Genomic DNA, 11890 nt, shown 5'->3' on the forward strand with positions numbered 1-11890 from the left:
TTTCGGCAGGCGGGAGGGTCCCGCCGTCGAGCAAAAGGCCGCCGTTTCCCTCCCCCGCGCCGCGGGTGACCGGCCGGTGGGCGATGAGGGTCTTGCCGATATGGCCCTGCCCCCCCCGCACCACCGCCACACCGTTATGCGGCACGCGGGCCGGGTCAACCAGGCCGGCGCTGATGGCAAACGAACCCACCGCCGCCGACAGGTTGCCGCAGTTGCCGCTCCAGTCGACAAACGGCTTGTCGATGGAGACCTGGCCAAACAGGTAATCCACGTCGTGATCGGCCCGGGTACTTTTGGCCAGGATCACGGTTTTGCTGGTGCTGGAGGTTGCACCGCCCATGCCGTCGATCTGCTTGTCGTAGGGGTCGGGGCTGCCGATGACCCGCAACAGCAAGGCGTCACGGGCGGCACCCGGCACCTGCGCCGACTCGGGCAGGTCCTTGAGGCTGAAAAACACGCCCTTGCTGGTGCCGCCACGCATGTAGGTGGCGGGGATCTTGATTTGCGCTGCGTGTGCCATGGTTATCCCCTTAAGCCGTCGCCGCCGATTCCAGGAAGTCCTGGGCAAACCGTTGCAACACGCCGCCCGCCTCGTAGATCGACACTTCTTCGGCGGTGTCCAGGCGGCACGTCACCGGCACTTCGACACGTTCGCCATTCTTGCGGTTGATCACCAGCGTCAGTTGCGCACGCGGGGTGCGTTGGCCGACCACGTCATAGGTTTCGCTGCCGTCAATCTTCAGTGTGTGGCGGTCGGTGCCCGGCAAAAATTCCAGCGGCAACACGCCCATGCCTACCAGGTTGGTGCGGTGGATGCGCTCAAACCCTTCGGCGGCAATCGCCTCCACACCGGCCAGGCGCACGCCCTTGGCCGCCCAGTCGCGGGACGAGCCCTGGCCGTAGTCGGCGCCGGCAATGATGATCAGCGGCTGCTTGCGCTCCATGTAGGTTTCGATGGCTTCCCACATTCGCGTGACCTGGCCTTCGGGCTCGATACGCGCCAGGGAACCCTGCTTGACCTTGCCGTTTTCCACGACCATTTCGTTGAACAGCTTCGGGTTGGCGAAGGTTGCGCGCTGCGCGGTCAAGTGGTCGCCGCGATGGGTCGCGTAAGAGTTGAAGTCGACTTCCGGCAGGCCCATTTTCGCCAGGTATTCGCCGGCGGCGCTGTCGAGCATGATCGCGTTGGACGGCGACAGGTGGTCGGTGGTGATGTTGTCCGGCAGTACCGCCAGCGGGCGCATGCCCTTGAGCGGCCGCGCACCCGCCAACGCACCTTCCCAGTAGGGCGGGCGGCGGATGTAGGTGCTTTGCGGGCGCCAGTCGTACAGCGGCGCGACTTTGGGGCCGGTGTCTTCGTGGATCGCGAACATCGGGATGTAGACGGCGCGGAACTGCTCCGGTTTGACCGACGCCTTGACCACAGCGTCGATTTCTTCGTCGCTTGGCCAGATGTCTTTCAGGCGGATTTCCTTGCCGTCGGCATCCAGGCCCAGCACATCCTTTTCGATGTCGAAGCGGATGGTACCGGCAATCGCATAGGCCACCACCAACGGCGGCGAAGCCAGGAACGCTTGCTTGGCATACGGGTGAATACGCCCGTCGAAGTTGCGGTTACCCGACAGCACGGCAGTGGCGTACAGGTCGCGGTCGATGATTTCTTGCTGGATCACCGGGTCGAGTGCGCCGGACATGCCATTGCAAGTGGTGCAGGCAAAGGCCACCACGCCGAAGCCGAGTTTTTCCAGCTCATGGCCAAGGCCGGCTTCTTCCAGGTACATGGCCACGGTTTTCGAGCCCGGCGCCAGCGAGGATTTGACCCACGGTTTGCGCGTCAGCCCCAGCTGGTTGGCATTACGTGCCAGCAAGCCTGCGGCAATCACGTTGCGCGGGTTGCTGGTGTTGGTGCAACTGGTAATGGCGGCGATGATCACCGCGCCGTCGGGCATTTGCCCCGGCACTTCATCCCACTGACCGGAGATGCCTTGGGACGCCAGATCGCTGGTGGCAACACGCGCATGCGGGTTGCTCGGGCCGGCCATGTTGCGCACGACACTGGACAGGTCGAAGGTCAATCCACGCTCGTATTGCGCGCCCTTGAGGTCATCGGCCCACAGGCCGGTGTGGCGGGCGTATTGCTCGACCAACGTGACTTGTTCGTCTTCGCGGCCAGTGAGTTTCAGGTAGGCGATGGTTTGCTGGTCGATGTAGAACATCGCGGCGGTAGCGCCGTATTCCGGGGCCATGTTGGAGATGGTCGCGCGGTCGCCCAGGGTGAGTGCCGAAGCGCCTTCGCCGAAAAACTCCAGCCACGCACCCACGACTTTCTGTTTGCGCAGGAACTCGGTCAGCGCCAGCACCATGTCGGTGGCGGTGATGCCCGGTTGCAGCTTGCCCGTCAGTTCCACGCCGACGCTTTCCGGCAGGCGCATCCACGAGGCGCGGCCGAGCATCACGCTCTCGGCTTCAAGGCCACCGACGCCGATGGCGATCACGCCCAAGGCGTCTACGTGCGGGGTATGGCTGTCGGTGCCGACACAGGTATCGGGGAAGGCCACACCGTCACGCACCTGGATCACCGGAGACATTTTCTCCAGGTTGATCTGGTGCATGATGCCGTTGCCCGGCGGGATCACGTCGACGTTCTTGAAGGCCTTTTTGGTCCACTCGATAAAGTGAAAACGGTCTTCGTTGCGACGGTCTTCGATGGCGCGGTTTTTCTCGAACGCCTGCGGGTCAAAACCACCGGCTTCGACGGCCAGCGAGTGGTCGACGATCAGTTGGGTCGGCACCACCGGGTTGACCTGCGCCGGGTCACCGCCTTGCAGGGCGATGGCATCGCGCAGGCCGGCAAGGTCGACCAGCGCGGTTTGGCCGAGGATGTCGTGGCACACCACGCGCGCCGGGAACCACGGGAAATCCAGGTCGCGTTTGCGTTCGATCAGTTGGCTCAGGGAAGCGTTGAGGGTGGCCGGGTCGCAGCGGCGCACCAGGTTTTCGGCGAGCACGCGCGAGGTGTACGGCAAGGTGGCATAGGCGCCGGGCGTGATTGCCTCGACAGCCGCGCGGGCGTCGAAGAAATCCAGGCGGCTGCCGGGCAGCGGTTTGCGAAATTCAGTGTTCATCGTCAGGACTCGGTCACGGTAGGTTCACAAGGCGAACTGTCGACACTGGCCTGGCTCTCTGTGGGAGCTGGCTTGCCTGCGATGGCATCACTGCGGTGTGACAGGTACACCAGGGTGATGCGATCGCAGGCAAGCCAGCTCCCACAGAAAAGCACATAGGCCAATGTGCCTGGTTCATGCCACTCAGCGACGTTCGATTGGCACGAACTTGCGCTGCTCAACGCCGATGTACTCGGCGCTTGGACGGATGATGCGGTTGTTGGCGCGCTGCTCGAACACATGCGCAGCCCAGCCGGTCAGCCGTGAGCACACGAAGATCGGCGTGAACAGCTTGGTCGGGATGCCCATGAAGTGGTACGCCGAGGCATGGTAGAAGTCAGCATTGGGGAACAGCTTTTTCTGTTCCCACATGGTCTTGTCGATGGCTTCGGAGACCGGGAACAACACTTTGTCGCCGACCTCATCCGCGAGTTGTTTCGCCCAGCCCTTGATCACTTCATTACGCGGGTCGCTGTCTTTGTAGATCGCGTGGCCAAAGCCCATGATCTTGTCTTTGCGCGCCAGCATGCCGAGGGTGCCTTCGACGGCTTCTTCGGCCGAACCGAAACGCTCGATCATCTCCATCGCGGCTTCGTTGGCGCCGCCATGCAACGGACCGCGCAGCGAGCCGATGGCGGCAGTCACGCAGGAATACAGGTCGGACAGGGTTGAAGCACACACGCGGGCGGTGAAGGTCGAGGCGTTGAATTCGTGCTCGGCGTAGAGGATCAGCGACACGTTCATGACTTTTTCATGCAACGCGCTGGGCTTCTTGCCATGCAGCAGGTGCAGGAAGTGGCCGCCGATGCTTGGCTCGTCGGTCACGCAGTCAATCTTCTTGCCGTCGTGGCTGAAGCGATACCAGTAGCACATGATTGCCGGGAAAGCGGCGAGCAGGCGGTCGGTGACATCGTGCTGCGCGCTGAAGTCTTTCTCGGGTTCGATATTGCCCAGGAACGAGCAACCGGTGCGCATCACGTCCATCGGGTGGGCGTCGGCAGGAATGCGTTCCAGCACTTCTTTAAGCGCTTGCGGCAGGTCGCGCAGTTTGCTGAGTTTGGCGCTGTAGGCAGCCAATTCGGTTTTGCTCGGCAACTCGCCGTAGAGCAGCAGGTAGGCGACCTCTTCAAATTGCGCATCGGCGGCCAGTTCACGCACGTCATAACCGCGATAGGTCAAGCCGGCACCGGCCTGGCCGACGGTGGACAGTGCAGTCTGCCCGGCCACCTGGCCACGCAGGCCGGCACCACTCAGTACTTTTGCTTCAGCCATGGTTCTTCTCCAATTTTGTAGTTATTCAGGGAGGCGCGTTCGTTACTTTTTCGCGGCGAACAGCGCGTCGAGCTTCTGCTCGAAGGTGTGGTAGTCGATGCGATCGTAAAGCTCCATGCGGGTTTGCATGGTGTCGATGACGTTCTGTTGCGTACCGTCGCGACGAATCGCGGTGTAGACGTTCTCGGCGGCCTTGTTCATGGCGCGGAAAGCCGAGAGCGGGTACAGCACGATGGAAACATCGGCAGATTTCAGTTGATCGACTGTGTAGAGAGGGGTTGCACCGAACTCGGTGATGTTGGCCAGGATCGGAGCTTTAACCTTTGACGCGAAGAGCTTGTACATCTCCAGCTCAGTGATGGCTTCCGGGAACACCATGTCGGCACCGGCTTCGATGCAGGCGGCGGCACGCTCCAGGGCCGACTCCAAACCTTCAACCGCCAGCGCGTCGGTGCGCGCCATGATTACGAAGCTGTCATCGGTGCGCGCGTCTACGGCGGCCTTGATGCGGTCGACCATTTCCTGCTGGGACACGATTTCTTTGTTCGGGCGATGCCCGCAACGCTTGGCGCCGACCTGGTCTTCGATATGGATGGCGGCGGCGCCGAACTTGATCATCGACTTGACGGTGCGCGCCACGTTAAAGGCCGAGGAGCCGAAACCGGTGTCGACGTCGACCAGCAGCGGCAGGTCGCACACGTCGGTGATGCGGCGTACGTCGGTGAGTACGTCGTCCAGGCCGGTGATGCCCAAGTCCGGCACGCCCAGGGAACCGGCAGCTACGCCGCCGCCTGACAGATAAATCGCCTTGAAACCGGCACGCTTGGCCAGCAGCGCGTGGTTGGCATTGATTGCGCCAACCACCTGCAAGGGCTGTTCGCTGGCAACGGCGTCACGAAAACGCTGGCCTGGAGTGGTTTTATTGTTGGAACTCATGACTCACCTCGTGATGAAGGAGCGCCGTCCGGGAAATGACGGGCAATATTGCGTTTGGAAGCGCCGATATGGCGGCGCATCAACAACTCGGCCAGTTCACCGTCGCGATCGGCAATCGCGTCAAGAATGCGGTGATGCTCGGCAAAAGCCTGGCGTGGACGATTCGGGGTGGCGGAGAACTGGATGCGGTACATGCGCACCAATTGGTACAGCTCGCCGCAGAGCATTTGGGTAAGGGTGCGGTTACCGGCGCCTTGAATTATCCGGTAATGAAAATCGAAGTCGCCCTCCTGCTGGTAGTAGCCCAGGCCCGCCTGAAACGCTTCGTCGCGCTCATGGGTGTGCAACACCTGGCGCAGCTCTTCGATTTCGGCGTCGGTCATGCGCTCGGCGGCCAGGCGGCAGGCCATGCCTTCCAGGGACTCGCGGATTTCATACAGTTCGATCAGCTCGGCATGGCTCAAGGACACCACTCTTGCGCCCACATGAGGCACACGCACCAGCAGGCGCTGGCCTTCGAGGCGGTGGATAGCCTCACGCAACGGGCCACGGCTGATGCCATAGGTGCGCGCCAGTTCCGGTTCGGAGATCTTGCTGCCGGGAGCGATTTCACCCTTGACGATGGCGGCCTGGATACGCCGGAAGACGTTCTCTGACATGGTCTGGGAATCGTCTTGCGACACCACCGGCGTTTCCAGCTGATCCAGCATATTGTCGACACCTTTAAAAGCAATGTCGCAAAAACTAGCCAATCAAGCCTTATTAGTCAAAGAATAAATCCACATTGTCGACAATCGTCTAATAACCCTTGCCGCACCTTCGCTGGGCATGGCCGCCTGCCAGCGCTGGCGCCAGAAAAGCATCATGTTAGAATGCCCGCCGCTTTTGCCTGACATCACTTGATGAAACGGCGCACGAGGGAGTTTGCGCAGCAATGCCAGTCGCCTTGAATTAAACATCGCACTGCACCGCGTCAGGATCTATGAGACTCAAGCCCTTCCTTCTTATTTGCCTACTGTGCATACCTGGCCTTGGCGTTGCCGCCGAGAAGACCGTGTATGGCCTGAATGAATACGCCAAATTGGCCGGCATCGACCTGGAAGTCGCCGCCAAACTCGACACCGGCGCCAAGACTGCCTCGTTGAGCGCCCGCGATATCAAGCGTTTCAAGCGCGACGGCGAATCCTGGGTACGCTTTTATCTCGCCATCGACACCGCCCATTCCCACCCCATCGAACGCCCCCTGGCCCGCGTCAGCAAGATCAAGCGCCGCGCCGGTGACTACGACCCCGATGAGGACAAGAACTACACCGCCCGCCCAGTGATCTCCCTGGATATCTGCATGGGCACCGCTTTACGCAGCATCGAAGTGAACTTGACTGACCGCAGCGCCTTCCAATACCCGCTGCTGATCGGCTCCGAAGCGTTGAAACGCTTTGATGCGCTGGTCGACCCCAGTCTTAAATACGCAGCGGGCAAACCCGCCTGCGCCGCCGACGCTCATACCGCCGAGTAAACCGAATGCGCTCTCTGACCCTGCACCTGAGAATCCTGATCACCATCCTGGTGGTGTTGGGTATTTCGGTCACCGCCTATCAGATTTTCGTGCTGGGAATTCCCGTCACCGAAGACGCCACCGACGACCTGTGGAACATCGACGCCAAGGTCGAGTTCGTCGCCAACCCCAAGGACCCGGTGAAGATCTCGATGTTCGTGCCGCCCCTGAGCCGCGACTTCGTCAGTCTCAATGAAAGCTTTATTTCCAATAACTACGGCGTGAGCGTCAACCGCACCGACGGCAACCGCAAGGTCACCTGGTCGGCGCGCCGGGCCAAAGGCAAGCAGACCCTGTATTACCGCCTGGTGCTGACCAAGCGCTACAGCGGTGAAAAGGTCAAGGTCAAAGGCCCGACTTTTCGTGACAGCATCGCTGTGGAAGGCCCGGAAAAAATCGCCGCCGAAGCCCTGCTGGCGCCGATCCGCCAGCATTCGGCCGACGTCGAGACATTTATCACCGAGGCGATCAAGCGCACCAACAACCTCAACGACGACAATGTAAAGCTATTGCTGGCGGGCGACCCGTCCACGCCACACAAAGCCAAGATCGTCGAACTGTTGCTGTCCATCGCCCATGTGCCGGTGGAAAAAGTCCACACCATCCGGCTAGTCGCCGACCAGCCGCAAACTCCGGAACTGTGGCTGCGCAGCTTCAACGGCAATGACTGGCTGTACTTCAACCCGGAAACCGGCGAGCAAGGCCTGCCGTCCGACCGGCTGCTGTGGTGGACCGGCGATGAAAACCTGATCACGGTGGATGGCGGCAAGAAGGCCGCAGTGACCTTCAGCCTCAACAACAGCGAGATGAACGCGATTCGCCTGGCCAAGCTGACGGACGAAAACACCGACGCCAATTTCCTCGAATACTCGTTGTACGGCCTGCCGCTGCAAACCCAGCAAACCTTCATGATCATGGTAATGATCCCCATCGGCGTGCTGGTGATTCTGATCCTGCGCAACCTGATCGGCCTGCAAACCCTGGGCACCTTCACCCCGGTACTGATCGCCCTGGCGTTTCGCGAGACGCAATTGGGCTTCGGCATTGCGCTGTTTACTATCATCACCGCGCTGGGCCTGTCGCTCAGATCGTACCTGGAACACTTGAAGCTGCAGATGCTGCCGAGGCTCTCGGTGGTGCTGACCTTTGTGGTGGTGCTGATTGCGGCCATCAGCCTGTTCAGCCACAAGCTGGGCCTGGAACGCGGGTTGTCGGTAGCACTGTTCCCGATGGTGATTCTGACCATGACCATCGAGCGCCTGTCGATCACCTGGGAAGAACGTGGCGCCAACCATGCGTTGAAAGTGGCCGTGGGCACACTGTTCGCCGCCGCCCTGGCGCACATCATCATGAGCGTGCCGGAGCTGGTCTACTTTGTGTTCACCTTCCCGGCCATCCTGTTGATCCTGGTGGGTTTCATGCTGGCCATGGGTCGCTATCGCGGCTATCGCCTGACCGAGCTGGTGCGTTTCAAGGCCTTCCTCAAGGCTGATTCGTAATGTTCGGCTTCTGGAAAACCTGGAAGGCCCTCGAAGCACGAGGGATCATGGGCATCAACCGGCGTAACGCCGACTACGTGCTCAAGTACAACAAGCGCAGCCTGTACCCGATCGTGGATGACAAGATCATCACCAAGGAACGGGCGATTGCGGCGGGCATCCATGTGCCCGAGATGTACGGGATCATTTCCACCGAGAAGGAAATCGACAAGCTCGACGAGATCATCGGCGGGCGCAGCGACTTCGTGATCAAACCGGCCCAGGGTGCCGGCGGTGATGGCATCCTGGTGGTAGCCGACCGGTTTGAAGGGCGCTACCGCACGGTGTCCGGCAAGATCATCAGCCATGAAGAAATCGAGCACCAGATCTCCAGCATCCTCACCGGTTTGTACTCCCTGGGCGGCCACCGCGACCGCGCACTGATCGAATACCGCGTGGTGCCCGACCAGATCTTCAAGAGCATCAGCTACGAAGGCGTGCCGGATATCCGCATTATCGTGCTGATGGGCTACCCGGTGATGGCCATGCTGCGTCTGCCGACCCGCCAGTCCGGCGGCAAGGCCAACCTGCACCAGGGCGCGATTGGCGTGGGTGTGGACCTCGCCACCGGCCTGACACTGCGCGGCACCTGGCTGAACAACATCATCACCAAACACCCCGACACCACCAACGCGGTGGATGGCGTGCAACTGCCCAACTGGGACGGGTTCATGAAGCTCGCGGCCGGCTGCTATGAGCTGTGCGGGCTGGGCTATATCGGCGTGGACATGGTGCTGGACCAGGAAAAAGGTCCGTTGATCCTGGAGCTGAATGCGCGACCGGGGCTGAATATCCAGATCGCTAACGACTGCGGTTTGACGTTGCGTACCCATGCGGTTGAAGCGCGACTGGACGAACTCAAAGCGGCTGGCGTGACCGAAACTGCGGAAGAACGCGTGAAGTTTGTGCAGGAAATGTTTGGGCATATTCCTGCGGTAGAAGGCTGATGGCCTCATCGCAGGCAAGCCAGCTCCCACATGAGAACGCGATCAACCAGTGGGCGCTGGCTTGCCTGCGATAGCTTTCTGACAAGCAACACCTCTATCCAGCTATCACCGACATCCCCTCTAGGACCAAACCCTTCAGGGGACTACAATCGCCACCCCCACGCCAACAGCTGATCCACCCTGCAATGTCGACCTGCTCCGTACACCCGCTGCCCTACCGGGCCAACCCCGCCGACTACTTTGCGGCGATTCGTCATGCCCCCGGCGCAGTGCTGCTCGACAGTGGCCGCCCGGCTGCCGAACGCGGGCGTTATGACTTGCTCAGCGCCTGGCCGCGAGCGACATTGACGGTTGCGCCTGACGAAAGTGGCGGTGATTTCCTGCAACGCTTGCGGACCAACCTGACGCAGTTGGGCGAAGCGGATCTGCCTGCAGGTTATGCGCTGCCGTTTGCTGGCGGCCTGATTGGCTACTTGAGTTATGACTTTGGCCGGCACTTGGAGCAAATGCCTGATTGGGCTGTGGATGACCTGCACCTGCCGGATGCGCGCTTCGGGCTGTATGCCTGGGCGCTGATCAGCGATCACCAGGCACAGACCAGCCAGTTGGTCTTTCACCCCACGTTGGCCGACAGCGAACGGCTGCGGTTGGTCAACCTGTTCGGGCAACCTGCTGCTGAATCATCTGACACCTTCAAGCTCAACGGTCCCATGGCACCGGAGCTCACGCCCGAGGCCTACCGACAGGCCATCGCGCGTATTCAGGACTACATCCAGGCGGGCGACTGCTACCAGGTCAACTTTGCGCAACGTTTTCGCGCGCCCTGTAGCGGCGATCCCTGGGTGGCGTATTGCGCGTTGCGCGAGGCCTGCCCTACCCCGTTTTCCGGGTTTCAGAGCCTGCCCGATGACGGCGCGGTACTCAGTCTGTCGCCGGAACGATTCGTGCAGATCAGCAAACGCCAGGTCGAAACCCGCCCAATCAAAGGCACCCGCCCGCGGGGTTTGACGCCTGAAGAAGACGCCGCCAACGCCGCCGAACTTCTGGCCAGCGCCAAGGATCGCGCCGAAAACCTGATGATCGTCGACCTGCTGCGCAACGATCTCGGCCGCACTTGCCGCACCGGCTCGGTGAAAGTGCCGGAGTTGTTCAGCCTGGAAAGTTATCCCAATGTGCACCATTTGGTGAGCAGCGTGACGGGGGTGCTGGCCGACGACAAAGACGCCCTCGACCTGATCGCCGGCAGCTTCCCTGGCGGCTCCATCACCGGCGCGCCGAAGATTCGCGCGATGCAGATCATCGATGAGCTGGAGCCGACCCGACGCGGGTTGTACTGCGGCTCGCTGGTGTATCTGGATGTACGCGGCGAGATGGACAGCTCCATCGCCATCCGCAGTTTGCTGGTCAAGGATGGGCACGTGAACTGCTGGGGCGGTGGCGGGATCGTGGCGGATTCGGAGTGGGAGGCGGAGTATCAAGAGTCACTGACCAAGGTGCGGGTCTTGTTACACACTTTGGAAAACCTGTAGCACCCCGCCTTTCCTGGCGCTCGTACGCGGCGCCCAGTGACAGAAAAAACCTGAATCAGAACGGCTGTGGACGCAGTATGAGCGGGCGGATAGCGTCCGGCTCAGACCGTCCACCCGCCACCTGTGAAGGATCACATGAAGCGAATGCCTACTCGTCAGAAATTATTTCCGGGATTGCATCTCACACGAACCCCACCTAACATCTCCCAAATTGGGAGGGAGCAGCGATGCGGATAATCGCCCTCTCTACCTTAAGGACATTCTGGGAAAGCCATCGCGCTTATACCGATGCCAAGACACCGCTGGTCGAACTGTATCGCCATATGGAGAGGACCACTTACACAACGCCACAGGCGCTCAAGGCAGAGCTTGGAACGGCGAGCATTCTCAAGGGCGGCAGAGTTGTTTTCAACGTGGGCGGCAACAAGTATCGAGTGATCATGGCGATCGACTATCAACGACAGCTGGGGTTCGTGCGTTTCGTGGGAACCCATATGCAGTACGACCAGATAAACGCGGAGACCGTGTGATGAACATCAAACCTATTCATTCCCAGGAAGACCTGACCGCTGCGCTTGCGCGTGTGGAGCAGCTTTGGGGCGCGGACATTGGCTCGCCAGAGGGTGACGAGCTGGAAATTCTTGCCGTGCTTATTGAGAAATACGAGGCGGAACACTTTCCCATGCCGCCTTCGGACCCAGTGGAGGCGATCAGATTTCGCATGGAGCAATTAGGCATGACTGCCCGTGATCTGGAGCCCTTTATCGGCACCAGTGGGCGGGTGTCAGAGGTGCTGAACCACAAGCGCAAGCTGAGCCTTTCGATGATCAAGCGGCTGCATGAAGGCTTGAGCATTCCATATGAGCGGCTACTGGCCGGGGTTTAGGCAATGGCTGCGCGGGCCTCATCGCAGGCAAGCCAGCTCCCACAGGTTGACCGCATTCAGTGT

Annotated in this window: 11 protein-coding genes; 6 read left to right on the plus strand and 5 right to left on the minus strand. The window is 60.8% G+C overall.

Annotation, left to right across the window (positions count from 1 at the left end; translation table 11 throughout):
* The 5 genes from GIW28_RS25270 to GIW28_RS25290 form a co-directional block, all read right to left on the minus strand.
* A partial coding sequence (locus GIW28_RS25270) for a PrpF domain-containing protein (protein WP_329606487.1) occupies window positions 1–520 on the minus strand: 520 nt, incomplete at its 3' end.
* Between the two features lie 10 nt (window positions 521–530).
* Complete coding sequence (gene acnD / locus GIW28_RS25275; RefSeq protein WP_169984982.1) at window positions 531–3125, minus strand: Fe/S-dependent 2-methylisocitrate dehydratase AcnD; 2595 nt, start codon at window positions 3123–3125, stop codon at window positions 531–533.
* A 183-nt stretch (window positions 3126–3308) separates the two neighbouring features.
* Window positions 3309–4436 (minus strand): bifunctional 2-methylcitrate synthase/citrate synthase, encoded by a 1128-nt coding sequence (prpC, locus tag GIW28_RS25280; RefSeq protein WP_099548790.1) that lies wholly within the window; start codon window positions 4434–4436, stop codon window positions 3309–3311.
* Window positions 4437–4478: 42 nt separating this feature from the next.
* Window positions 4479–5372, minus strand: a complete 894-nt coding sequence (prpB, locus tag GIW28_RS25285) for a methylisocitrate lyase (protein ID WP_017134742.1) — start codon at window positions 5370–5372, stop codon at window positions 4479–4481.
* A complete protein-coding gene (locus GIW28_RS25290) occupies window positions 5369–6082 on the minus strand; it encodes a GntR family transcriptional regulator (RefSeq protein ID WP_017134741.1) in 714 nt (237 codons plus the stop codon). The genes prpB and GIW28_RS25290 overlap by 4 nt, the downstream gene beginning before the upstream one ends.
* Before the next feature lie 272 nt (window positions 6083–6354).
* Here GIW28_RS25290 and rloA point away from each other — a divergent pair, with 272 nt between their 5' ends.
* The 6 genes from rloA (at window position 6355) to GIW28_RS25320 (ending at window position 11827) form a co-directional block, all read left to right on the plus strand.
* Entirely contained in the window at window positions 6355–6888 is a 534-nt protein-coding gene (rloA, locus tag GIW28_RS25295; RefSeq protein WP_017134740.1) for a retropepsin-like aspartic peptidase RloA, read from the plus strand.
* A gap of 5 nt (window positions 6889–6893) precedes the next feature.
* Entirely contained in the window at window positions 6894–8426 is a 1533-nt protein-coding gene (gene rloB, locus GIW28_RS25300; protein ID WP_017134739.1) for an osmotic stress tolerance membrane protein RloB, read from the plus strand.
* Window positions 8426–9412 carry an alpha-L-glutamate ligase-like protein gene (locus GIW28_RS25305; protein ID WP_017134738.1) on the plus strand — a complete coding sequence of 329 codons (987 nt, stop codon included), beginning with the start codon at window positions 8426–8428 and terminating at the stop codon, window positions 9410–9412. The genes rloB and GIW28_RS25305 overlap by 1 nt, the downstream gene beginning before the upstream one ends.
* Before the next feature lie 185 nt (window positions 9413–9597).
* Complete coding sequence (pabB, locus tag GIW28_RS25310; RefSeq protein ID WP_236459018.1) at window positions 9598–10941, plus strand: aminodeoxychorismate synthase component I; 1344 nt, start codon at window positions 9598–9600, stop codon at window positions 10939–10941.
* A 227-nt stretch (window positions 10942–11168) separates the two neighbouring features.
* A complete protein-coding gene (locus GIW28_RS25315; protein ID WP_099548789.1) occupies window positions 11169–11471 on the plus strand; it encodes a type II toxin-antitoxin system HigB family toxin in 303 nt (100 codons plus the stop codon).
* Window positions 11471–11827, plus strand: coding sequence for a helix-turn-helix domain-containing protein (locus tag GIW28_RS25320; RefSeq protein WP_099548788.1), 357 nt, complete (start codon window positions 11471–11473; stop codon window positions 11825–11827). The genes GIW28_RS25315 and GIW28_RS25320 overlap by 1 nt, the downstream gene beginning before the upstream one ends.
* The last annotated feature ends 63 nt before the right edge of the window (window positions 11828–11890 follow it).

This window comes from Pseudomonas sp. PA-5-4B, from assembly GCF_021606215.1.
GTDB classification, from domain to species: domain Bacteria; phylum Pseudomonadota; class Gammaproteobacteria; order Pseudomonadales; family Pseudomonadaceae; genus Aquipseudomonas; species Aquipseudomonas edaphica.